The organism is Prolixibacteraceae bacterium (genome assembly GCA_019720755.1).
GTDB classification, from domain to species: Bacteria; Bacteroidota; Bacteroidia; order Bacteroidales; family Prolixibacteraceae; genus Halosquirtibacter; species Halosquirtibacter laminarini.
The window spans coordinates 3,926,792-3,951,996 of sequence record CP081303.1; the positions used below are offsets into that span (position 1 = coordinate 3,926,792).

Annotated in this window: 17 protein-coding genes; 11 read left to right on the plus strand and 6 right to left on the minus strand. The window is 33.9% G+C overall.

The window, feature by feature from the left end; translation table 11 throughout:
• Nucleotides 1-8: 8 nt before the first annotated feature.
• Genes K4L44_15595 through K4L44_15605 form a run of 3 tightly spaced genes read left to right on the plus strand, consistent with a single transcriptional unit; the run spans nucleotide 9 to nucleotide 5,199 of the window.
• Nucleotides 9-1,958: a gliding motility-associated C-terminal domain-containing protein gene (locus K4L44_15595; GenBank protein QZE13932.1), complete on the plus strand. Its 1,950-nt coding sequence runs from the start codon at nucleotides 9-11 to the stop codon at nucleotides 1,956-1,958.
• Nucleotides 1,951-2,889: a type IX secretion system membrane protein PorP/SprF gene (locus tag K4L44_15600; GenBank protein ID QZE13933.1), complete on the plus strand. Its 939-nt coding sequence runs from the start codon at nucleotides 1,951-1,953 to the stop codon at nucleotides 2,887-2,889. The genes K4L44_15595 and K4L44_15600 overlap by 8 nt, the downstream gene beginning before the upstream one ends.
• A gap of 57 nt (nucleotides 2,890-2,946) precedes the next feature.
• On the plus strand, nucleotides 2,947-5,199 hold the full coding sequence (locus tag K4L44_15605; GenBank protein ID QZE13934.1) for an OmpA family protein: 2,253 nt from the start codon (nucleotides 2,947-2,949) through the stop codon (nucleotides 5,197-5,199).
• A gap of 94 nt (nucleotides 5,200-5,293) precedes the next feature.
• On the opposite strand, the gene K4L44_15610 is transcribed toward K4L44_15605, so the two are convergent.
• Entirely contained in the window at nucleotides 5,294-6,193 is a 900-nt protein-coding gene (locus K4L44_15610) for a metallophosphoesterase (protein ID QZE13935.1), read from the minus strand.
• A gap of 36 nt (nucleotides 6,194-6,229) precedes the next feature.
• Complete coding sequence (locus K4L44_15615) at nucleotides 6,230-6,961, minus strand: DUF2807 domain-containing protein (protein QZE13936.1); 732 nt, start codon at nucleotides 6,959-6,961, stop codon at nucleotides 6,230-6,232.
• Nucleotides 6,962-7,448: 487 nt separating this feature from the next.
• On the opposite strand from K4L44_15615, the gene K4L44_15620 reads away from it, so the two are divergent.
• Both K4L44_15620 and K4L44_15625 read left to right on the plus strand, forming a co-directional pair.
• Nucleotides 7,449-9,677 (plus strand): hypothetical protein, encoded by a 2,229-nt coding sequence (locus tag K4L44_15620; protein QZE13937.1) that lies wholly within the window; start codon nucleotides 7,449-7,451, stop codon nucleotides 9,675-9,677.
• Between the two features lie 12 nt (nucleotides 9,678-9,689).
• Nucleotides 9,690-11,393, plus strand: a complete 1,704-nt coding sequence (locus K4L44_15625) for a hypothetical protein (GenBank protein QZE13938.1) — start codon at nucleotides 9,690-9,692, stop codon at nucleotides 11,391-11,393.
• Nucleotides 11,394-11,675: 282 nt separating this feature from the next.
• Here K4L44_15625 and K4L44_15630 read toward each other — a convergent pair whose 3' ends face one another.
• The 3 genes from K4L44_15630 to K4L44_15640 all read right to left on the minus strand — a co-directional run bounded on the left by K4L44_15630 (nucleotide 11,676) and on the right by K4L44_15640 (nucleotide 12,794).
• On the minus strand, nucleotides 11,676-12,128 hold the full coding sequence (locus tag K4L44_15630) for a DDE-type integrase/transposase/recombinase (protein QZE16021.1): 453 nt from the start codon (nucleotides 12,126-12,128) through the stop codon (nucleotides 11,676-11,678).
• The gene (locus K4L44_15635; GenBank protein ID QZE13939.1) at nucleotides 12,070-12,360 is read right to left on the minus strand and encodes an IS3 family transposase; all 291 of its coding nucleotides are present in this window, start codon (nucleotides 12,358-12,360) and stop codon (nucleotides 12,070-12,072) included. The genes K4L44_15630 and K4L44_15635 overlap by 59 nt, the downstream gene beginning before the upstream one ends.
• A gap of 134 nt (nucleotides 12,361-12,494) precedes the next feature.
• Entirely contained in the window at nucleotides 12,495-12,794 is a 300-nt protein-coding gene (locus tag K4L44_15640; GenBank protein QZE13940.1) for a transposase, read from the minus strand.
• A gap of 402 nt (nucleotides 12,795-13,196) precedes the next feature.
• On the opposite strand from K4L44_15640, the gene K4L44_15645 reads away from it, so the two are divergent.
• Together K4L44_15645 and K4L44_15650 are read left to right on the plus strand one after the other, a co-directional pair.
• Nucleotides 13,197-16,400 (plus strand): TonB-dependent receptor, encoded by a 3,204-nt coding sequence (locus tag K4L44_15645; protein ID QZE13941.1) that lies wholly within the window; start codon nucleotides 13,197-13,199, stop codon nucleotides 16,398-16,400.
• A 10-nt stretch (nucleotides 16,401-16,410) separates the two neighbouring features.
• Complete coding sequence (locus K4L44_15650) at nucleotides 16,411-18,360, plus strand: RagB/SusD family nutrient uptake outer membrane protein (protein ID QZE13942.1); 1,950 nt, start codon at nucleotides 16,411-16,413, stop codon at nucleotides 18,358-18,360.
• Between the two features lie 185 nt (nucleotides 18,361-18,545).
• On the opposite strand, the gene K4L44_15655 is transcribed toward K4L44_15650, so the two are convergent.
• Nucleotides 18,546-19,421, minus strand: coding sequence for an AraC family transcriptional regulator (locus K4L44_15655; protein ID QZE13943.1), 876 nt, complete (start codon nucleotides 19,419-19,421; stop codon nucleotides 18,546-18,548).
• Nucleotides 19,422-19,812: 391 nt separating this feature from the next.
• On the opposite strand from K4L44_15655, the gene K4L44_15660 reads away from it, so the two are divergent.
• From K4L44_15660 to K4L44_15675, 4 genes are all read left to right on the plus strand, one after another.
• Nucleotides 19,813-20,841 carry an L-rhamnose/proton symporter RhaT gene (locus K4L44_15660; protein QZE13944.1) on the plus strand — a complete coding sequence of 343 codons (1,029 nt, stop codon included), beginning with the start codon at nucleotides 19,813-19,815 and terminating at the stop codon, nucleotides 20,839-20,841.
• Between the two features lie 154 nt (nucleotides 20,842-20,995).
• Nucleotides 20,996-22,261: an L-rhamnose isomerase gene (locus tag K4L44_15665; protein QZE13945.1), complete on the plus strand. Its 1,266-nt coding sequence runs from the start codon at nucleotides 20,996-20,998 to the stop codon at nucleotides 22,259-22,261.
• Between the two features lie 170 nt (nucleotides 22,262-22,431).
• Nucleotides 22,432-23,820, plus strand: coding sequence for a carbohydrate kinase (locus tag K4L44_15670; protein QZE13946.1), 1,389 nt, complete (start codon nucleotides 22,432-22,434; stop codon nucleotides 23,818-23,820).
• Between the two features lie 52 nt (nucleotides 23,821-23,872).
• A complete protein-coding gene (locus tag K4L44_15675) occupies nucleotides 23,873-25,165 on the plus strand; it encodes a class II aldolase/adducin family protein (GenBank protein QZE13947.1) in 1,293 nt (430 codons plus the stop codon).
• Nucleotides 25,166-25,205 lie beyond the last annotated feature (40 nt).

Here is a 25,205-nt window from a genome sequence, read left to right on the forward strand (position 1 = left end):
TAGAAGGTATGAATGATCTTATAAGAAACGCTATAGTATTCTTGCTATGTTTCCCTTTTTTGGTAGAAGGTCAGTCATTATATCGTGCCAATAGTTCTTTTGAACTTGAACTGTCTGGGGCGACCATGGACCACTATGAATGGATTATCGACATGCCCAATGGGAAAACAATCGAGTATCGAACAAAAAATGCAACTAGTGGTATTTTGCAATATAGCGGTATTGGAAAGTATCACATCTATGTTCGAGGAAAGACACAGGATGGCTGTTATAGCAACTGGATAGACAGAGAGATACAAATCACACCTTCTACTTTAGGAATTGAGGATCAAATAATTTTATATCGTGATAGGACCCAATATTTTTCTCTTAACACGAACGACAAGTATCTAAAAACAGGAGCAAGTTACAAATGGTGCGACGCAATTAGAAGGTATGCAGAACTGAGTAAGGACGGAAAGATAGTTATCTATCCTAAAGTGGAGCGTGGGTGCATACCGTATCAAATTGATGACATTAAGACCGAACTCCAAACAGTTATAATACAGACACAGCCATATCCTACTTCATCCAATAGAGTGGTTTGCAATAGTGAGAGCTACATTTTAAGAGGAGATCATTTAGAAGGGGACGTTTCAAAAAATGATTACAGTACTTTTCAACATCGACTTAAGTACACACTGCATACTTTGGTTACGAAACAAGGGAATTGTATTGAGATGAATGAACATGGTGTGTTTCATTATAAACAAGAGATTAAAACTAAAAATAGAGATTCTTTTTATTATACCATAACAGATCTATTAACCAATGAACATGCAGAGGGATGTTGTTATATCTATCCTACATGTAATGAAGAAGTTCATTTAGACGACATCTTTATATTGAATGGAAAGGAAACCATCGAGGATAATTTTAGTGAGAATGACAACAACGATTGTTTTCAAGCCAATATGAAGACCATCGGGACCAACGGAATATTTGAACTAAAAAAAGGGGGGCACTTTGTGTATAAGGCAATAAATACCAAAGAACCTTTTATTGATAAAGCGATTCTTTCATCCAATAAGAGCACTAATAAAGATTGCTTTAGATGTTATATTATTAATATTCCAAGACATCAAAATTTTACACCTGTTAAGGTCAAAATGGATGAACTGTGTTATCCTTACGAAGCACCACTAACCATCAAGATAAATGGTATAAAAGAGGGGGTTCACTATGAAGTGTTAGATAGCCAAAGACAACCATTGCATCCTAAAGTCACTATCGTTGGTGGGAAATCATCTAATATATTGCTCAAGGTTCCAAGTGAGAGTGTGGATCTTTATGGTAAGATGTACATAGAAGCATCTCAACCGGAGATCCTATATAAAGAGATTGTTGGAGAATTTGAAATAGAGACACATAGATCATTAGATTTCGACTATGAACTCAAAAAGAACTACGACCAATCTACCATAAACCTTCTTTTTTCTCCTTTTTACGATGCTCAAAGCACCTATACAATATATGGTTCGAAAGAAATAAAAGAATTGATTGCACAGACACAAAGCAGCGAAATAAGTATTCCATGGAGTAATACGCTACCTGAGACTATATACGTGATAAGAGAAGACCAACAATGTGAAAGTCAATATAAAAAGATTGATCTTTCGATCGAGGATTTTAACAAAGTACGCCCATACAATACGATCACACCCAATGGGGATGGCTTAAACGATAAATGGATTATTCAAAATATTGAGTGGTATCCACATAATAAGGTATTTATATTCAATAGGTGGGGAAAAGAGATCATACAGATAGAAAATTATAACAATACGACCAAAGTATGGGATGGTAAAACGAGAGGACAAAAAGTTGTTACAGATGGCACGGTTTACTATTTAATTGAAATTCCAAACTATCCGACATTGAAAGGGTGGCTTCTAATAAGAGGAGGAAGTAATGATTAGGTGGTTGGTATTGATAACATTCACATTTGTGCTTCTTGTGGAAGAGGCACAAGCGCAACAAGATGCGATGAATAGTCAATACTTTTTTCACAAGATGTTAATAAACCCGGGTTATGCAGGAACAAATGATGAGATACAATCCACTCTAGCCTATCGTTCTCAATGGATTGGGGTAAAAGGAGCACCAACCACCACCGTTTTAATGGTTGATGGCCCAATTCAAGGTTATAATCTAGGGCTAGGAGCTATTTTTTACACGGATAAGGTAGGTCCTGAATATTCCTATTCATTCTATCTAAACCTATCCTATCAGTTAGAGTTAGACCACCAAACAAAGTTATCGTTTGGATTGCAAGGAGGGATATTGAAAGATGAAATTGATTGGAGTAAGACTATTGCCAAATCATTATATGACCATAAGATATATGAACAAAGTAATGATAGTCGCTATACACCAGACCTGAACTTAGGTCTTTACCTCTATAGTATTAGGTGGTATGGCGGAATATCGATACGACATCTATTTGAAGAAAAATATGCTTATGCAAGAAGTACTCAATATGAAAGCACCTTTAGTTTATTGTCGAGGCATTATTATCTTTTTGGTGGGTTTGTCAGTCCAATTACCAGAGACAGGAGTATTTATATAAAGCCCTCATTTATTGTTCGCTACTTAAGCACAACAGGGTATCATGGGGACATTACATTAGATTTTTTACTCCAGAACCAATTTTGGGTAGGGTCAACATTACGAAACTTGAGAAGTATCATCTTTATGATGGCATATAATATATCTAAATCAGTAACCATTGGTTATTCGTATGACTATGACTTAGGGGCTTTGAGCCAGTATGGGAGCAATAGTCATGAATTAATGATTAGTTACAGACTAAGAGACAAAAAGAGAATCATCAATCCTAGACAATTTTAATATATGAAAACTCGTTTCATCTTTTTCATTTTACTCTTATATCCGATATGTCGATGTGTGGCACAGCCTGCCGAAGTGGAGAGGTATGTAAAAAAAGGAAAGATAGATAAAGCTATTGCAATAACAGAGAAGTATTGTTCAGATGAAAAGAACTTAACAGATACAGAGAGAGCAATTTGTCAATACAAGTTGGCCCTATATCATCAGTATCTTCATCATGACCAAGAGTATGAAAAGCATCTAAAAGAAGCTGTCTCCATCAGTCCTGACTATTGGGAGTATACGAAAGCGTATGGAGATCAATTATATCAAAAAAGAGCATATCATGAGGCATTAGAACTTTTTAGAGATTTCTATAAAAGGACACACTCTGACACTTCAAAGAGGTGGATTGAATACACTCAAATAATACTCCAAGAGATCGAAAGAACAAAAGATAAGATTGATATTTTCAATTATTCAGAATTGAATACGCCACAATCAGAAATTGCACCACAATTCGTTCAGAATCATATTTTGTTTGCAAGTAATAAAGATGAAACAGACCTTCGAAATATGGAGTATATGGTTGATATCATGCCAGTATACCATACTTTTTTGATAGATAATAAAACCGATGAGATTAAACGTAGTAATATTAATGTCCGCAATAAATATCATTGTATTCCAAATCACTATGCACAAGAGACATTATGGTTTACTAAAACGAGTCTCAATAGAGAGAAAGAGTTCATAAAAAGGACCAAGAAGCGGAGATTATCGATCTATAAGGTTACCAAGAATGATGAAGGGAGGTTTATAAACCCAACAGAGGTTATACTTCCTAAATTTGAAAATAGATCCATAGGCAATCCTACATTAAATTCCACGCAAGATATTCTTGTATTTGTCTCGGAACAGAAAGACGATCCCAATATGTCGGACCTATATATATCAAAAAAGAGGGATGGGAAATGGGGAGTGCCGATCATTTTTGGGAAAAACATCAACACCAATATGAACGAATCCTTCCCCCATATTATTTCTGATAGTTTATTGGTGTTTAGCTCCAATGGTCGATGTAGTTTTGGTGGATATGATCTTTACTATACCCATTTAATAAAACCAGATAAAATCGGAGTACACCACTTTCCTCTACACATCAATAGCTCCTATGATGATATAGGGATGGATTATATAAGAGAATACAAAAAAGGGGTTATTAGCAGTAATCGACCAGGTGGAAAAGGGCAAGACGACATCTATCGCTTCAATGCAAATCTATTTGACTATTTCGTATATCACATTTTGATTAGAGAAAAAGGAACAGACAAACCGATAAAAGACTGTCATCTGCTTTATATAGATAAGGATTCAACCATTATATCAAGAGACAAAAAAGGGCAGGTTGACTTAAGAAATATTGAAAAGAGAGAGATACAATTAAGAGTCCATGCAGAAGGCTATTTAGATACGACAGTGAATGCCAAAGAGGTCAATCTTCTACATGGAGATATTTACAATAGAATCTATCTAAAAAGGAAAAAGAGAGAGGAGACTTATCAAGCAGAGCAGGTATATTTTGGTTTTGACTCTACCCTATTGCAACAAAAGGAGGTTAGAAACCTACAAAAAATTGCAAAGACATTAAGAGAGAGCCCAAATAAAACAGCATATATCTCAGGACACACAGATAGTTGTGGAAGTAAAAGATATAATATCACACTATCAGAAAGAAGAGCTATGATGGTAGAGAAATTTCTTCTTAACCATGGAGTATCAAGGTCTCAACTTATCATGAAGTACTTCGGGGAAGATATTCCCAATAGAAAAAAGGTGAAGATGAAGAAGGATACTAAAAACCGCAGGGTAGAGATATACATTGCAACGAATTTGGATAGTCGTCTACCGCAATATGTCCAAGATGATAAAATATTCTCCACATATCAAAAACACTTTATAGAAGCTACAAATCATAAGTTTAAATGGAGAAAGAATTCTACAAAAGAAAATATCTATTTTCGTTTTAATAGTATACGATTGGGGACAAAAGATAAGGAAAAGTTAGACTTATTAATTAGATACTTAAAAGCACATCCAATGGTTAAGGTAAAAGTAGAAGGACACACTGATATCAAAGGTAGTGAAGCATATAACGAGGAACTGTCGGTTAATAGAGCAAAAGTTGTTGGGACCTACCTTCAGCGAGTTTTAACAAATCCAATCACAATAAAAGGATATGGAGAGCGTTCACCCTCAATTGAATCAGCTTGTAGTTCTACCCCATACTTAAAGGACCAGTACAATAGAAGGGTAATCATTCGCTTTTAAAATAGACAACCTATGGTTTAGAAGAAAATATCCATCTTCTCTATATATTTTGGAGGAGATGGATACTTCACTGGAATAAATATATTAAATGATACTAAATCAGGGCAAAGTCAACAGAATCTGTATCGCCTTTTCCTTGGATAGATATTTTCGATTGTTCCATATCCACAGAGACTAAAGCATAATTATTTTCTATTGGACCATCTACTACCGACTTCATTGTATAATAATGAATATTGTTATGAAGACAATAATTTCCATCATGATGATGTCCCTGAAAAACGGCTTTCACTTTATCATTTTTCTCAAGTATAGATCTTACATCCCCCGCATTAGAAATAGATATTCTCTTGTCAGGAAGATTAAAATCGTCTAGAGGGTGATGAACAAAGACGATGGAAGGATATCTAGTTTGATTCAAATCTTTCTCTAGCCAAAGTAACTCCTCTGAAGGTATAGAAGCGTCGAACCATTGGAAATTTCCTGAATCATATGGCACCCCATCTTGTCTAAAACAAGAATCTAAAACGATAAAGTGAATATTGTTTACATCAAAAGAGTAATAACTTTGGTTTTTGTCGATTCCAGTATTGGTAACCCGATCAAGAAATTGAGTTTTAGAAATACTATCAAGGTCATGATTACCAAGTGCATGATATCTATTTCCACGAAAGAGAGAGAAGACATTCTCAATTTTCTCTAAAAAACTAAGTGTTGAATCTAACGTTGGTTGTTTTTTTTGATCTTTAATATCCCCAAGACATATCGCAAAGTTTGGGTTATGAGTATTAAAATAGTCAATCGCTATTTTAAACTTATCAAAAGCATTTCTATAATAACGATTCCATTCAAGTTTAGGATCACGATCTGCATAATGCACATCGGTAACTAGACCAAAGGTACAGGTTCCTTGAGGTGAGTTAGACCTGCAACTACTTAATGAGAGTGCAAGTCCAGAGCATAATGTTTTTGTAATAAAATCTCTTCTTTTCATTGCATACAAAGATATATAATAGGAACAACAATATTTCTATCTTACATGTTTGATATCTCCAGCAGAAGAGGTAGAAACATCCACATTCTCAGGATTTCCAGAATATCTGATATTCGCACCCGAAGAGGCCTGTCCAATAAAAGCGTTCTTCACATTAAGGCGAATTCGCGCACCCGAAGAAGCTCTAACTTTTGCAACTAGTGATTTTAAATCTTTAGAGTCAAAATCGCCACCAGAAGAGGATGAGACATATAATTCATTGGTTGTTCCTTTTATATCAATATTCCCAGCACTACTAACCTTTGCATCTACTCTCTTTGCTATAATATTTAAATCAATATCTCCAGCGGAGGATGCTTTTACATAAAGTGCATCGCAAGAGAAGGTGCCAAACCCTTTAATTGATCCACAACTTGAAGTAGAAGCTCCCTCTAATTTAGGCATTGTAATAAACACATCCATCTTCGTGACATTACGAATAGACTTTCTCACATAAATAGACAATTTGTCTCCATTCAACTCAACGGCTATATTATCCTGAAGGTTTTCATCGGTCTCCACCACAACATCGTACTTCTCTCCTTCTCTCACATTCACATTAATTGCATTAGATACTTGTAATCTAGAGAAGTTTTTAATGTTTTTAGTAACTCTAGTAATAGAACCATTGCCTTTCTCTCCTCTTTGGCTATCATAAGCATAGCTACTCATTGGTAAAGAAAAAACAAGGATCATGAAAAAACACAGAACATTAGCTACTCTATTCATAACACAAAACATTTATCATTAAAAACACTTTCATAAAATATAATACACAGAATCATAAACTAATTAAACTTCAATGCCACCGTGATCATATGAAGTTCAACAAACAAAACAATAACATCATTCACTTTGCATTTTAGATCTGTAAATTACTTCACCTAAGATTGAGCCTAGACAAACTATTAGCTACAAATCTTACCATTCGATATAAAGCACACAAGAACATGTATTATTTTACACTTAGCTACACCCTGATATTATTGATAATCAAAACAACAGAAATAAACTATTATTACTGATCCAACATTTATAAGACGAATATCATAGTAAATAGTTACAAATATTCCCGAAGAAAATTAGGGAAGTAAAAGAGTAAACTTTGAAATCTCTTAATCAGTCATTTTGTGTAAAGAATCCTTTAAGTAGTGCATTGATTAAATTGACTTTTTATTAGAAATTTGGTTCCAATATTTTTAAATATCGATTTTTTATGAAGATTAACAGACTAGCATTACTAACTATATTTAGCTTCTTACTAATAGTAGGATGTGGAGCTCATTCCCCAAAAGCTCAATGGATAAGTCATCCTAACTTTAAACATGAAGCAAATCAATGGTATCAAATAAGAAAAGAAGTTACGATCTCCAAATCTCCCAAAGAGTTGATAACCAAAATAGCAGCAGACAGCAAGTACTGGTTATACATCAATGGGGAATTAGCCATATTTGAAGGACAGCTGAAAAGAGGACCAAATCATAAAGACACTTACTTTGATGAGGTAGACTTAGCTCCATTTATGAGAGAAGGGAAAAATACTATTGCCGTTCTAATGTGGTATTATGGACGAGAAGGTTTTTCACATAAAGACAGTAAGAAAGCCGGCTTCTTTTTAGATAATGAAAAGTTTTCAACAGATAGCACATGGCATATTAAGAGAAGTAAGGCTTATAAATCAACGGGGAATCCACAAGGCAATTTTCGTTTACCAGAATCTAATATTCGATTCGATGCTCGTGAATATAATAAAAGCTGGATAGAACAAGATTATGATGATTCAAAATGGTATCAGGCACAGAATTCGGGTTTAGAAGGAGCATCTCCATGGAATAAACTAGTAAAACGACCGATTCCACTATTTAAGACTAAAGCTTTGACAAAGATTGATGATTTTAAAAGAGAGGGAAATCGTATTGTTGTCAAGCTGCCTTATGATATGCAATATCATGCATACATAAAAGTAAAATCGTCAGAAGGAAAGTACATTAAAATTAATCCTGGAAACCTAAGGACATTGAATGATGTTCCTCTTCGAGGTGAGTATATTACAAAAGAAGGAGAACAAGAATATATACATTTACCATGGCTAAGTGGACACGAGATACATTTTATTGTGGAAGAGGGCATTGACGTAATAGAAGTCGGTTATATGGAATCTGGTTACGACACCCAATTTGATGGTACTTTTAAAGTAGCTGATGAATATTTGATGAAATATTTCAAGAAGGCACAAAGAACATTATATGTAAATATGAGAGATACATATTTTGATTGTCCTGATAGAGAAAGAGCACAATGGATTGGTGATGGTATCATACTGTCAGAAGAATCATTTTATCTATTAGATAGTAAGGCATTAGCATTATCAAAGAAGATGTACAACGAACTTTTTGATTGGCAAAGAGCGGACCACACTCTTTTTGGTCCAATTCCAGCAGGCAATTGGGACAAAGAGTTGCCACAGCAGATACTCGCAGCTGTGGGACAATTCGGAATAGGAAACTATTACAAATACACTGGCGATCGACAAATGCTTAAAAAGGCATACCCACATATAAAAGATTATTTAAGTCTCTGGAAAGTAGAAGATAATGGAGCTGTACCATTTCGTAAAGGAGGTTGGACCTGGGGAGATTGGGGAACTCAAATTGACAGAAATCTATCGGAACATATTTGGTACTATATTGCATTAGATAATTTGGCATATATGGCTGAAGAATTAGGCAAACATGAGGAAGCATTAAAGATAAAAAATAACATGGATAAGATCAAACAAAGGGTTAACCATGATTATTGGACTAAAAATGGATATCGATCAACAACCTATAAAGATGAGATCGATGATAGAGGAAATGCTTTAGCAGTAATCTCGGGAATTGCAGATAAAGAAAAATATTCCGTGATAATTAATCTATTTAAGAATGTAGAACATGCAAGTCCATATATGGAGAAATATGTAATGGAAGCATTATTTAAAATGGACGAAGGAAAATTTGCTATAGAACGGTTCAAAAAACGATATGCTAAAATGGTGAATCACCCTACATGTACTACTTTATGGGAGTTATGGGATTACACGGCATCTGTAAATCATGCATGGAGCGGAGGCCCATTATCTGTACTATACAAAAATATGGCTGGTATACGACCTATAAAACCAGGATTCGAAGAGTTCTGTGTTTATCCTGATCTAATAGGACTAGATTCACTAAGCTGTAGTTTTACGACAGTAAAAGGAAAGATCTCACTTGACATTAAGACAAAAGGAAAGAGAACTTTATTAAAACTGAAAGTACCAAATCAATCAGCAGCAATTTTAAGAGTTCCTGTTAGTTCAGAAAATGTGATATTTAGTAATGAATCTCAAGTTAAAAAGGAGAATAAAGGTTCAAAATACAACTACTATAGTGTATCATCGGGAGAAATAACAGTTGAATATTAAGAAATTAAGGATATGAAATATATAATAATTATTTGGTGTTTGTTTGTTACAATAAACACTAAAGGACAATCGAATCAAATAAAACGAAGTTATATTACTCCAAAACGAGTTTTATGGCAATCCTCTTATTCAGATAATATTTTGAAAAATGTTGATCAACTGCTGAAACCAGGAATTCATCAAGCAGATTTGTTTGGTGGTGGCAATTGTGAAATGATGAGTACCGAAGATCATAAAGCATCTATTATCTTAGATTTTGGCAAGGAGATTCAGGGAGGAATTCAATTAGTAACGGGAGCATTTGATAACACAACACCTATCAAACTAAGACTACGTTTTGGGGAATCCGTTTCGGAGACGATGTCAAATATAGGAGAAGATGGGGCAACAAATGAGCATTCAATGCGTGACTTTGAGGTTAAAGTTCCATGGATGGGAAAAGTTGAATATGGCTCGACTGGTTTTCGATTCTTAAGGATTGATCTTTTAGATAGCAATCGTAAGTTGCAACTAAAGGAGATAAGTGCTATTTCAGAATTACGCGATATTCCCTATTTAGGGAGTTTCGAGTGTAATGATTCGAGATTAAATAAGATATGGAAAACAGGAGCCTATACTGTTCATTTGAATATGCAAGAGTACTTGTGGGATGGGATTAAGAGAGACAGATTGGTTTGGGTTGGTGACATGCATCCCGAAGTTATGACCATTATTAATGTTTTTGGATATAATGATGTAGTACCAAAAACATTGGATTATATTCGATCGGTAACACCTGCTGATAAATGGATGAATTCTATTAGTTCATATTCGATGTGGTGGGTAATCATCCAAAAGGAACTATATATGGCAACAGGCAATATAAAATATTTAAAAGAACAGGAAGATTACCTAAGAAAGTTATTAAAGAACTTTTGCGCCAAAGTAGATAAGGATGGACATGAGCAATTAGATGGTTGGCGTTTTCTTGATTGGCCAACTAGCGGCGATAAGAAGAGCATAAAAAACGGATATCAAGCACTGTTAATAGAAACATTGAGAGCCGGAGAATATATGCTTGATGCTTTAAATGAGAAAGAGGTTAAAAAACTGTGTCGCTCAAAGATTAAGAAGATGAAAAAAGTTACTAACATAGAGCTATCGAGTAAGCAGGTAGCAGCTCTTCTATCCATAGCAAACTATACAGACTCAGAAAAGGCTGCTGATGTTATTCTTGAAGGAGGATCACAGAACTTCTCTACATTCTATGGATACTATATGCTTGAAGCCTTGGCAAAGGATAATAGATACAAGGAAGCCATCGAAATTATGAAGGATTATTGGGGAGGAATGTTGGATCTCGGAGCAACTAGTTTTTGGGAGGACTTTAATATTAACTGGATTAAGAATGCAGGCCGAATTGATGAAATGCCAAAAGAGGGTAAAATTGATGTTCATAGGAAATATGGTGACCATTGTTATGTAGGTTTACGACATAGTTTTTGCCATGGATGGGCATCTGGACCAACAGCATGGTTAAGTAATCATGTATTAGGAGTTCATGTGTTAGAACCAGGGTGTAAGAAGATCTGTATAAAACCTAATCTAGGGGAATTGACTTGGGTTAAAGGAAGTTATCCAACACCATTGGGGGTAATAAATATAGAACATAGGAAGATCGATGGAAAGGTGGAAACTAAAGTGGATGCACCTCGTGGTGTAAAGATTGTATATTAAGAAACAACAAAATACTTTTTAATAAACTACACATCTTTTATGTATGAATGAATCATTAGTAAACATGAAAACGAACATGTTCACTAATGAATTAAATCACTTAATTGAACAGCTTTTAAAAAATCAGAGAGGACACCTCTCTGATTTTTTTTATACTATCAATATAAAAAGTATAATCAATAAATCGATAAACACTTCACACTCCTGTTAATCAATAATATAACAGTCTAGGATTATAATACCCTCAATTTACTGAACCAACTTTCATAAACAATTAATGTATTATGCCACTTTACTATAGAGCTCAAATGGTTTTTTTCTATTAATTCCTTGGTGTGCTCTGTAATGGTAATGTTCTAACCAATTCTGTATACCTTTGTATAAGACTATTCCATCAGAAGGTGGATTGATATAAATGTAATCATATTTGATTGTTCTCCAAAACCGTTCGATATAGATGTTATCCAGAGCTCTACCTTTACTGTCCATACTTATGGCGATACAATACTCTTTTAATATATTTAAATAAGCTTCTGAAGTAAACTGACTACCTTGATCACTATTAAGTATTTCAGGCTTACCATGCTTCTCTACTGCATTCTTTACAACATCTATACTTACAGATGCATCAAGAGAGTTTGATAAATTCCAACCTACAATATATCGACTAAAAACATCAATAATTGCTGTCATGTACATAAAACCTTTTTGAAGTGGAATATATGTAATATCTATTTGCCAGACCTGATTTCTTCATGTGACATTCAATCCATTTAACAAATATGGATAGATATTCTTGTCTTCTCTTTTTTTCGTTAGATTCTTTCGTGGATAGAATAGGTCTAATTCTTGCTTTCCGCATCAACCTTCTTACACGCTCATATGATGCAGATAACCCATTATCTTGTAACATCGACTGCATTCGAATAACTCCAAATGTTGGATATTCCATAATACACTTATCCATTAGATCCATCATCTCAATATTCTCATCAGATTCTCCTTTGGACTTATAATAGTAGGTCGATCTAGAAATATCTAAAATGTTACACTGTTGACGAATACTAAGAGGAGACTCTCTTTCAATGAGAAGATCTATACTTATAGATCCTCGAAGAGATTTAAGTTTTTTTTTAGAAACTCATTCTCCATTTCCAAGCGTCCAATCTTAGAGTACAGCTCGTCTTTATTGATAGAATCATCTTTCTCTCTATTCTTTTGAGTAAAAACAATACTACTGTTAGACAGGAACTCTTGTTTCCATTTGGATATTTGGTTCACATGTAGTTCATAGCGTAAAGCTAACTCTTGTAAGCTTTCTCGCTCTTTTAGTGCCTCTATTACTACCTTAGATTTAAATGAAGAACTAAATTTTCGACGACTTCTTTTCAATGTTCCCATAACTCTTAATTTAAGAATTAAAATTCAATTAAGAAAGTGGTGCTAAAATGTAGGAGTATTATAGATTGTGTAATAACAATCATTTGTGAGAATTGAGATCAGAATAACAAAACAAAAGTGACTTACAGATAAACATGCACTAAGATTTATTAACAACAATGTAATAAGTCATTCAGAAATATTAAAAAATACAAAACAATTAGCAAATTGTGCATTTTATTAAAACTAAATTTACTATACTTTTATAGAGTATTGATCGAATTAACCAGTTACTATAGATTCATAAATTCAGATGAATCACGATCAACAAACACGACTAATTAAATCTTCTAAAGTAAAATTATGAAACACAAAAAATTACAATGTTTTAATATTAAACGGAAAGCGAAGCGGCTATTAATTATGAAGTTTTTTTTCATTATTAATATTCTATGCACTTTATCAGCAGGTGCAACAAACACGGTATCCAACAATAATTTCTCCAAGAACACACGAGAGATAATTAAGGACGATGGATTAGAAAAAACGATTAAGGGGAAAATAACAGATGTCTCAGGAGAGCCAATTCCTGGAGTTAATATTTATTCAAAGAAAAATCCATTAAATGGTACAATATCTGATTTTGATGGAAATTATTCAATTCGTTTAAATAAAGGAGATACTGAAGTTGTATTCACTTATATTGGTTATAAAGAACAGATAGTCAAAATTTCAAATAATTTAGTAATCAACGTAACTCTGAAAGAAGATGTTACTGGTTTAAATGAAGTTGTAGTTAGAGGGTTTGGAACACAGAAGAAAGTGAATATCACAGGTTCTGTTGCTTCAGTAACATCAGAAAAAATCGAAGATAGACCAGTTCAAAATGTAACACAAGCCCTTCAGGGATTGGTTGCTGGAATGAACTTTGGTACAAGTGGTGGTGGTGCATTGAATAATAAGATGCAAATTAATATTAGGGGTACCGGAACCATTGGAGGAGGGTCGAACTCAAGTCCTTTAGTACTGATTGATGGAATGGAGGGAGATATGAACTCATTAAACCCACAGGACATCGAGAGCATTTCTGTACTAAAAGATGCTTCTGCGTCATCTATCTACGGTTCAAGAGCAGCATTTGGGGTCATTCTGATTACTACTAAAAAGGGTAAGATAGGTAGTATGAAAGTGTCATATAACACAAACTTCCGATGGAGTGATCCTCTACTTCTACCAAAGATGATGAATTCATTAGACTTTGCTAATTATTGGAATGAGGGGTTAAAAAACTCGGGTAGTAATCCTATGTTTGATCAAGAAACCATAGATCGTATCATTCAATATCAAAAAGGGGAGATAACAGATCAAACTATCGCTAAAGATAATGGTCGATGGGCACTGTGGGATAAGCCTAATGCAAACACTGATTGGTTTAAAGAGCACTACAAAAGTTGGGCTCCATCTCAAGAGCATGCAATTAATATGACTGGAGGATCAGAAAAGGTTCAATATTATCTTTCCACAAACTATCTAGGCCAAGATGGATTATTAACACATGCGCAGGACAGTTACAAACGTTTCACATTAACTGCGAATGTGACTGCAAAACTAGCAGATAAGTTGACAATAAAATATGGTAGTAAGTTTATTCGAGAGAATTATAAGACAGCATCTGCTCATAATAGTCTATTTTTTCATAATATAGCAAGGCGTTGGCCAGTCAATCCAACCAAAGACCCGAATGGTAACTATGCGGAAGGAAGTCAAATTCAGGAACTTGAAAATGGTGGTCGAAAAAGTGATGAAAAAGACCAACTATATAATCAATTTAGATTAGATTTTGAACCAATAAAAGGATTTAAAATTATCTCTGAATTGAACTATAGAACAGACACATACTTTAATAGCCGTTACGAATTGCCTGTTTATGCATACGACACAGATAACAAGCCTTATCCAATAGCATCAGGCTATGCATCTCCTGGCAGCTCTATGGCTTCCGAATTTTCAGCAAAGAACACATACTTCAATCCCAATATCTATTCTGAATGGAGTCAAAATATTAATGATCACAGTTTCACATTACTTACAGGCTTCCAGTCAGAATCAAATAATTATAGAAAATTTGGAGGGTATAGAAAAGATCTTATCACAAGTGAACTCCCAACAATTAACACTGCAACAGGAGATGATATAATTACTAGTGGAGGGAAAAATGCATGGTCTACTGCAGGATTCTTTGGTCGTTTAAATTACAACTACAAAGAGAAGTATTTAATAGAACTGAATGCCAGATATGATGGTACTAGTAGGTTTCTTCAAGAGAAACGTTGGAACTTGTTTCCTTCTGTATCTGGAGGATGGAATCTATCAAAAGAAAGCTTCTGGAAACCTATTAAAAATACAGTTAACACATTCAAGCTTCGTGCCTCTTGGGGAGAATTAGGAAATCAAAATACGAAAAAATTATATCCATTTTATGTAACGATGCCAATTGGAGTAAACAATGGTGGATGGCTTATTGATGGTAAGAAAACAAATACGGCTAATAGTCCAGGATTAGTGAGTTCTTCATTGACATGGGAAACTGTTCGATCATGGAATGTTGGTCTAGATGCAGGTGTTTTTGATAATCGATTAACAGTAGTTTTTGACTATTTTAATCGAATTACGAAAAATATGGTAGGACCTGCTCCTTCACTACCTGTCACCCTAGGGACGGATGTTCCAAAGATCAACAATGCGGATATGAAATCTTGGGGTTTTGAGTTGGAATTAGCATGGCGTGATAATATTGGAGATTTCAGTTATGGTATACGAGGATTATTGGCTGATGACCAACAAAAAGTGACACGATATCCAAATGAAACTGGAAATCTAGATACATGGTATTCAGGAAAAATGAATAACGAGATTTGGGGTTATAGTACACAAGGTATTGCCAAAACAGATCAAGAGATGAATGATTGGCTGAAAAAGAACAATCAGAATTCACTTGGTGATAATTGGGCTGCAGGTGATATTATGTACCAAGATATTAACGGTGATGAAGAGATAAACAGTGGTGCAAATACATTGGATGATCATGGCGATTTGAAAATAATTGGAAACAGCACTCCTCGTTTCAAATATAGTATTGATATCGATATGGCATTTAAAGGGTTCGACTTTAGAATGTTGTGGCAAGGTGTTGGTAAACGTGATTATGCACTAGGGGGACCTTATTTTTGGGGAGCAAACTCAAATATGTGGCAAGCTGCAGCATTTGAATCTCACCTTGATTATTTCCGCCCTGAGGGACATGAGTTAGGAGCAAATCTGGATGCATACTATCCACGTCCATTAATGGATAGAGGAGGAAAAAACACCCGAACACAAACAAGATATCTTCAAAATGCTGCATATCTACGTCTGAAAAATATCCAACTAGGGTATACCATCAGTAAAAACATTACCAAAAGAGTTGGGATTTCAAAACTTCGCTTATATGTCTCAGGAGAGAATCTATTGACTTTTACCAAGATGAGTAAGATGTTTGATCCTGAAACAATTAGTGGTGGTTGGTCAGATGGTAAAATATATCCACTTTCCAAAACTATTTCGATAGGAGCAAACATAACATTCTAATTATTTAAAAATGAAAAATATAATCTCAAAATATACCCTTGTCACAAGCGCTATTGTTCTTTTCTTGTTGACAAGTTGTGATGATTTTCTTGATAAGAAACCGTTAGATCAGGTTACTCCTCAAGTATATCTAAACGAAGAGAGTCAATTAGCATCATATGCAATAACTCAGTATAGCTTTCCGACACATGGAGGTTGGGGCATCGGAACTTTTGGTTATGATAACAATACAGACAATCAGGCAACCTCAAACTCAAATAAAATATATAAACCAGGGCAGTATCGTGTTGGAAATGTCGATAGTTGGACTTTTTCGAAAATACGAAAACTAAATTATTTCATTGAAGATGTAATCCCTAAATGGAAAGAGGATAAAATTCGAGGAAATAAAACGAATATAGAACATTATATTGGAGAAGTATATTTTCTAAGGGCTTATGAATACTTTAACAAGCTACAAGCATTAGGTGATTTTCCTATAATCCGTAAAGTCTTAAAGGATCAAAAAGAGGAGCTAATTGAAGCGAGTAAAAGGCAACCACGAAATTTAGTTGCACGGTTTATTATTTCAGACCTTGACTCTGCTATCATGTTAATGAAAAACAATCCTTCAGGAGGTAAAAATAGACTAACCAAATCGGCAGCGCAACTTTTTAAGTCAAGAGTGGCACTATTTGAAGGAACATGGTTAAAGTACCATAAAGGGACAGCCCATGTTCCTGGAGGCCAAGGTTGGACAGGAGCAGGTCTTAGTTATCTAAGTGATTTCACTATCGATATTGATAGCGAAATAGATTATTTCTTAAAAGAGTCCAAAAGTGCAGCCAAAGAAGTTATTAATGAGTATAGCTTAACAAATAATAACCACCAACTAAATGCTCCAGAAATATGGGATAACCCATACTATGATATGTTCTCCGCTGAAGACTTAACTATTTTTAATGAAGTTATATTTTGGAGAAGTTTTAATATAACAGAAAATGTATATCATCATACGAATCATTACTTACAAGATAGTGGAGGAAATTCAGGATATACAAAAGGTTTTGTAGAATCGTTCTTAATGAGCAATGGACTTCCAATATATGCTAGTGGTAGTGGATATTCTGGAGATACAACAGTAAAACTTGTAAAAAAGAATCGAGATGAACGTCTTCAACTTTTTATGAAAGCTAAAGGTGAAATAATTACAGAAGCTGATACAGCTAAAGCACCTAATATTATTTCAATTGCTGAAAGACGAAGTGTTACTGGTTATGACATTAAAAAAGGAGTTTCTAGATATAAAAATCAGTCGCAAAATAGTACACTTGGTAGTATTGTATTCAGGGCTACAGAAGCCTATCTGAACTACATAGAAGCATCGTATTTGCTTTCTGGAGGAATTGATGCAACTGCAAGTAAATGCTGGAGAGATTTACGCAATAGAGCTGGTGTTAATCCTGATTTCAATATCACTATCGCTTCAACTGATATGTCAAAGGAATCAAAGGGAGACTGGGGTGCATACTCAAAAGGCGCTTTGATAGATGCAACACTATACAATATAAGAAGAGAAAGACGTTGTGAATTAATGGCAGAGGGATCTCGTATGAGAGATTTAAAACGTTGGAGAGCATTGGATCAAGTTCATAATTATCAAATTGAAGGTTTCAATTTATGGGGAGGAGCAATATTGAAAGACTATGAAGATGATAAAGGAAATTCTACTTTGATCCCAGAAGGCACATCTGATTCACCTAATGTATCAAACCAAAGTAATAGTAATTATTTAAGGCCCTATCAGATTATTAAGAAAAACAATCTAGTATATGATGGATACAATTGGAATAAAGCACATTACTTAGAACCAATAGCATTCTCACACTTTCAGTTATCGTCACATGGGACTCCATCAGAGTCTGTAATATACCAGAATCCATATTGGCCAATTGCAGCCAATGGAACACCTATTGACTAGAACTAAAATCAGTGGTCAATCATTATTGACTAAATACAAGTAAGAGTACAAATAGAGTTGTGGTTGCATTAATGTATACTGCAACTCTTTTTTTGATTCAGCTGATCTACAACCCTAGATTAAAATATTTCATTTCGAACAAAAAAGTTAACAGTCTTCAATTAAGACGACCCGAATATATCAAATTATGAATGAGATCTAATACGATGTCTAAATTCTGATGGAGTTGCATTGGTATACTTTTTAAACACTCTAGAAAAATAATAAGGAGACTCAAAACCTGAATTATAAGATACCTCTTTTATCGACATTTGAGTGTTTGAAAGTAGATTCTTAGCCAATTGTATTTTCAGTTGTAAAAGATATTGCCCAGGAGATACTCCAGTATATTTTTTAAACTCAGTTCTAAAAAGAGAATAACTAATCTTTAGATCACACGCAAGATCTTCCATTCTAATATTTTCAGTTACATTCGAACGCATATATACACGTGATTGGTTAATAATTCTCTCAATCGCATTGTTTGCATAAGCATTGTTTGTAACTATCAGTCTAACCTGTCCTAATAAATATATAATTTGACCTCCAATAGCTTGTTGAAAACCAATTTTTTCTTCACTAGACAGTTGTAATATTATTTTAAAAGATTGATGGACCTGCTCATTAAATCCAATATAGTTTACAGGATTATCAGGACTAAAGAAATGCATCATCTGATTGTTAAAACCACCATTAAAGCCAACATAATATTCTGTCCAACCAGTTTCTAACATTGGTCTATAGCGATGCCACTCATAAGGGAATAGTAATATTGTATCCCCTTCTTTTACATTGTATTTTTTAGTTTTAGTTTCAAAAACACCTGTTCCCTGGGTTATATATAGTAATTGAAACTCATCAAGAATACGACCATTTTCCCATTTGAAGTTATAGTTATTAGGATGACCTGATGGAGGATATTTTTCCCCAGGTTTAATAACAGCAACTCCAGCAACATTGGCATAAATACCCCAAAGGATATCATTCTCATTATAAGTAAGGTATTTAAAAGACTGTTCCATAATAAACACTAATTCTTTTCACGAAAATAAATCTTTTTTTGTACAAATACTCTAAAATAAATACCAAACGATATTAAATTATATTTTTTCATAAACCACATGTGGCAAAATGATCTACAACATTAATGATAATCATAATTTAACTACAACTATTATAAGCACGGACAAAAGAGTAAATTCAAAATATGACTATAGACCTATCAAATTATTTTAAGATACCCTAATTCATGATTTAGAATATTCTCTGCTATGAAATAAATTCATCTGATAAAGAGAACCTTAATCACAAATTGTATAAACATTTAGACATTTTGTTCATTGAAATAATATATCCATCTCTTTATTTTTGAGAATCAGACACAACCAATAAATAATCTAAAAAACTAAATCAATGAGTTCATTAAGCGCAATCGGTATGATTGCAATAGGAAGTTTAGGAGCAGCAAGCTTTTATGTCCCGTTAAAAAAAATAAAAAATTGGGCATGGGAGTCATATTGGATATTTCAAGGAATTGCTGCGTGGATAGTAGCTCCTTGGCTTTTTGCCTATTTAACAGTTCCAGATGGTACACTCGTGAGTATAATAAAAGAGGCTCCTATGGATTCTATTTTACTCACTATTTTTTTTGGTATTCTATGGGGGGTTGGTGGTTTATGCTTCGGGTTGAGTATTCGATATTTAGGCATTGCATTAGGACAAAGTATTGCATTAGGTTTTTGTGCAGCATTTGGAACACTAATTCCACCTCTGATAGCAGGGAAAAATCTACTTACTAGCACTGAAGGAATACTGATGATTGTAGGGGTGTCTGTATGTATTATAGGAATAATATTAATTGGGTATGCGGGAGCTTTAAAAACGATCCACTTAAGCGAAGAAGAACGTAAAAAAGCTATAAAGGAATTTGCATTAAAAAAGGGGTTAATAATTGCACTTATAGCAGGTTTAATGAGTGCCGCATTTAGTTATGGATTTATAGCAGGAAAGCCTATCGATAAACTTGCATTAAGATATGGAATTAACCCCCTGTTTCAGAGTAATCCGACCTTAATATTTATTTTATCAGGTGGATTTTTAACAAATTTCATCTACTGTGTATTCTTAAATATAAAAAATAAAACTTACCGAGACTACACTACATCATCCTCTAAAGTATGGGCTAACAATATCATATTTACATTCTTGGCTGGGATCTTATGGTTCTTACAGTTCCATTTTTATGGAATGGGTAAAAGTCAGATGACCATATCCACAGTAACCTTTTCGTGGAGTATCCTAATGGCATTAAATATAGCAATCGGGAATATTTGGGGAATATTTCTTGGCGAGTGGAAAGGAACCACTAAGACAACAAAGGCAATCTTAATTCTAGGTATTCTCGTTCTTATTCTATCCACTTTTGTAATAAGCCTAAAATAAACATACTCAAAAGTTATAAAGGGGAAACGAACAATAAGAAAAATAATATTCACATACACGTTTCAGTCTCAAATAATCGAATTCATTGTTTATGAAATGGATTCAAATGTATATGAGAAGAAGACAAAACAGACACATATATTAAGATATAAATATGACAACAAAGAATATGATCTTAGAGGCCTATGAGTTGGCTAATAAACAATATGCGGAACTAGGGGTAGATACAAATGAAGCAATAGAGAAGCTCGATAAATTAGTAATCAGTTTGCATTGTTGGCAAACTGATGATGTCTCAGGAACAGAGAATCCAGAAGGAACACTCTCTGGGGGTATTCAAGCTACAGGAAATTACCCAGGTAAAGCACGTAATATTTCAGAGATCATGACAGACCTTGAGAAAGTTATGTCGCTACTTCCAGGCAAACAGCGCATTAATGTACATGCATTGTATGGAGATTTTTCAGAGGAGAGAGTAGATCGCGATTCTATTACAATTAAGCAGTTTCAACATTGGGTAGATTGGTGTAAAAAATTAGAAATTGGTATGGACTTCAATGGTTCATTTTTTTCACATCCAAACGCAGATAGTGGATTTACATTATCTTCAAAAGATGAGAGAATCAGAAAATTTTGGGTAGAACACTTAAAACGAACAAGGGATATTGCAAACGAAATCGGAAAACAACTTGGATCTCCATGTATATTAAACACATGGATCCCAGATGGATCAAAAGATACACCCATCGATCGAAATGGAATGCGAGCTCAATTAACAAAATCTCTTGATGAAGGATTTAAAACAGAATATCCTAAAAAACATATGAAGGATGCTGTGGAAAGTAAAGTATTCGGTATTGGAGCTGAATCCATGACAGTAGGATCTCACGATTATTACTTGGGTTATGCCATCAAAAACAATAAGATGATTTGTCTAGATAATGGACATTTTCATCCAACTGAAATAGTAGGAGATAAAATTTCTTCATGTCTTCAGTTTGTAGATGAAGTTTTATTACACGTAACTCGTCCTGTTAGATGGGATTCGGACCATGTTGTAACATTGAATGATGAGACACAGTTAATTGCCTCAGAAATTGTTCGTAATGATTTTATGCATAGAATAAACGTTGGACTTGATTTCTTTGATGCATCAATCAATAGAATTGGAGCCTATGTTGTCGGAACTCGTGCAGTACAAAAAGCATTTCTAATCGCACTGTTAGAGCCAACAAACAAACTTGTTGAGTTAGAAGAAAATGGAAAGAACTTCGAACGATTAGCAATGTTAGAAGAGCTTAAAAGCAAACCATTTGGTGCAATATGGGATTACTATTGTATGATTAATGATGTTCCTATTGGTGAAAATTATATTAAAGATATACAACAGTATGAAGAGGATGTTTTAAAAAAGAGGTAAGTATTCTCTTTTAAGTGAGGTAAGCGTTAAGTGTCATATATGACACTTAACGCTTACCTCACTTAAGAAAAACACAACGCAATACTAAACAGATAGCTTTAAAAAAGAATATTATCACATTATCGTAGTCATTTATTTAATGATGAAGAAACTTAAAAGAATTTGATAAAATGAAAACCGAAATAATTGTTGTTTTTGATATCGGAAAAACAAACAAAAAGATATTAATCTTTAATAATAAACTAGAGGTTCTTTCAATTAATGAAGAAAAGTTTCCGATTACACTGGATGACGATGGAGATGAGTGTGATAACATAGAACTAATCGAAAGATGGATTATATCGACCCTTCAAGAGTTAGTAAAAAGTAAAGAGTATAATGTACAAGCAGTTAATTTCACAACATATGGTGCATCTCTTGTCTTTTTAGACGGTAGTGGGAATCGAATTGCTCCCATGTACAACTATCTGAAAAAGATAGATAATAATGTTCAATCTAAGTTATTGGAGCAATACGGAGGAGAATGTGAGTTTTGTAGAAAAACAGCAAGTCCTTCATTAGATGGTATGCTAAATTCAGGAGTACAATTATTGTGGTTACAGATGATGAAACCAAACATTTTTAAAAAAGTAAAATCTGTACTTCATCTTCCTCAATACCTAAGTTTCTTAATTTCTAAACAGATCGTATCAGAATCTACATCAATTGGCTGTCATACATTTATGTGGGATTTTGATAATCAATGTTATCATCAGTGGATAACAGATTTGGGAATATCTCTACCAACACCATTTCCTAGCTATCATAAAACGGATATAGAGTTTTGTGGGAATAAAATTAAAATTGGAATTGGAATTCATGATAGTTCAGCTTCATTGGTGCCATATTTAAAAGGGGATAGAGCCCCCTTTATATTAGTATCAACAGGAACTTGGTGTATTAATATGAATCCTTTTAATAACACCATTTTAACAAATCAAGAGCTAAAACAAGACTGTCTATCATTTTTAAGCATTGATCAAAAACCCATAAAATCTTCTCGTTTTTTTCTAGGATATATTCATGATGAAAATGTCAGAATACTCTCAAAATACTTTAATGTAGAAGAAGATTATTACAAAGAAGTAAAGACAAACACGATATTGCTAAATAAGTATTTGCGACTAGGAGCAAAACATAAAGTATTCTTTCGAGATAATATATCAAAGAATTATATAGATCTAAGTGTAGACTTATCAGACTTTAATAATTTTGATGAAGCATATCACCGCTTTATGTATGATTTAACACGAAAGTGTGCTGATTCTATCGATTTAGTCAATAATCAACCTGATCTAATCAAGAATATCTTTATATCAGGTGGTTTTGCAAGAAACGAGATGTTTGTGCGACTTCTGTCTCTGTTCTATAATAATCAGAAGGTGTATACCTCTGAAATGGATAACTCAAGTGCAATGGGAGCAGCATTAATGGTTTCTGACGATGCAAACACAGACATCAATCTGGGATTAAAAGAATGGAGTTTCCAAAATAGACCTTTAAAAGTAAGTTTTGTTTAACTACAATAACCATTCCTTAATATTAAAATAGGACTTAAAATAAATATAATAGATGAGACAGTTAGATGTAAAAATGATGCATCCAAGAGTGCAGATTATTAAAGTAATTCATAAGATATACAGACGAGGAATGACCACAACCAGTGGTGGTAATATATCCATCAAAGATAATAATGGGGATATATGGGTAACCCCATCTGCAATCGATAAGGGAAACCTGAAAGAAGAAGATGTTATTTGTGTTAAGAAAGATGGAACTATAGTAGGAAAACATAAACCGTCTTCCGAATTTCCATTCCATAAAGCAATTTATGAAGCACGAAAGGATATCAAGTCGATCATACATGCACACCCTCCTGCTTTAGTTTCATTCAGTATTATAAGAGAGATTCCTAATACAAAAGTCACCTCACTCGCGAACAAAATATGTGGAGAGATAGGATATGCTCCTTATGCACTACCAGGGAGTGAAGAACTCGGTCTAATTATAGCAAAACAGTTTGTAAATTGTAATACAAAGGCTATCATAATGGAGAATCATGGTACTGTATTGGGAGGGTCAGATTTGGAGGATGCATATTGTCGTTTTGAGACATTAGAATACACAGCCCGTACAATTATCAATGCCAAAGTAATAGGTACGCCTACATATCTAACAGACAATCAATTAAATCAACTGGGCAGTCAAAGTAATATAGACATTGATCTAAATAATAACATCAGTTACTCTTCAAAAGAGCTATTTCAACGAAAAGAGATTGTAGATATTGTACATAGGTCATGTGAACAAGAATTGATGATTAGTTCTTACGGTACAGTCTCAGTAAGAATGGAGAATAATGATTTTTTAATCACCCCATCTAATATTGCCCGTTGGAATATTGAGACCGAAGACATTGTAAGTGTCAGAAATGGAAAAACGGAGCTCGGAAAACAACCTAGTCACCTTGTATCTTTACATCAAAAGATATATGAATTAAATCCTCATATCAACTCTATAATTATGACTAAGCCACCTCATTTAATGGCTTATAGTATTACCGGAGTTAAATTTGACGTACGGACCATTCCAGAAAGTTGGATATTTCTCCAAGATGTTCCAAATCTAGACTATAACACTCTTCTTGACAATACCATTCCGGAACGATTAGATAAATCAACTCCATCTCTATTAGTTGCAAATGAATCATTTATTGTAACTGGAGATAAACTAATTCAAACATTTGATCGACTAGAAGTTGCTGAATTTAGTGCAAAATCTCTAATAATGGCAGCTCCAATAAGCAAATTAGTACCAATAAATGATCAACAAATTCTTGATTTAAAAGCTAAATTTTTAGATTAAGTCGTTTCATCTAATTTAAAACTTGTCACGACTCAATTAT

Coding starts and splice junctions, on each gene's coding strand:
- K4L44_15635 (QZE13939.1), bottom strand. CDS start 12,360: ATGGATAAGTGTATTATGGAATATCCAACATTTGGAGTTATTCGAATG.
- K4L44_15645 (QZE13941.1), top strand. CDS start 13,197: ATGAAGTTTTTTTTCATTATTAATATTCTATGCACTTTATCAGCAGGT.
- K4L44_15610 (QZE13935.1), bottom strand. CDS start 6,193: ATGAAAAGAAGAGATTTTATTACAAAAACATTATGCTCTGGACTTGCA.
- K4L44_15650 (QZE13942.1), top strand. CDS start 16,411: ATGAAAAATATAATCTCAAAATATACCCTTGTCACAAGCGCTATTGTT.
- K4L44_15670 (QZE13946.1), top strand. CDS start 22,432: ATGAAAACCGAAATAATTGTTGTTTTTGATATCGGAAAAACAAACAAA.
- K4L44_15625 (QZE13938.1), top strand. CDS start 9,690: ATGAAATATATAATAATTATTTGGTGTTTGTTTGTTACAATAAACACT.
- K4L44_15660 (QZE13944.1), top strand. CDS start 19,813: ATGAGTTCATTAAGCGCAATCGGTATGATTGCAATAGGAAGTTTAGGA.
- K4L44_15595 (QZE13932.1), top strand. CDS start 9: ATGAATGATCTTATAAGAAACGCTATAGTATTCTTGCTATGTTTCCCT.
- K4L44_15665 (QZE13945.1), top strand. CDS start 20,996: ATGACAACAAAGAATATGATCTTAGAGGCCTATGAGTTGGCTAATAAA.
- K4L44_15640 (QZE13940.1), bottom strand. CDS start 12,794: ATGGGAACATTGAAAAGAAGTCGTCGAAAATTTAGTTCTTCATTTAAA.
- K4L44_15655 (QZE13943.1), bottom strand. CDS start 19,421: ATGGAACAGTCTTTTAAATACCTTACTTATAATGAGAATGATATCCTT.
- K4L44_15600 (QZE13933.1), top strand. CDS start 1,951: ATGATTAGGTGGTTGGTATTGATAACATTCACATTTGTGCTTCTTGTG.
- K4L44_15620 (QZE13937.1), top strand. CDS start 7,449: ATGAAGATTAACAGACTAGCATTACTAACTATATTTAGCTTCTTACTA.
- K4L44_15675 (QZE13947.1), top strand. CDS start 23,873: ATGAGACAGTTAGATGTAAAAATGATGCATCCAAGAGTGCAGATTATT.
- K4L44_15615 (QZE13936.1), bottom strand. CDS start 6,961: ATGAATAGAGTAGCTAATGTTCTGTGTTTTTTCATGATCCTTGTTTTT.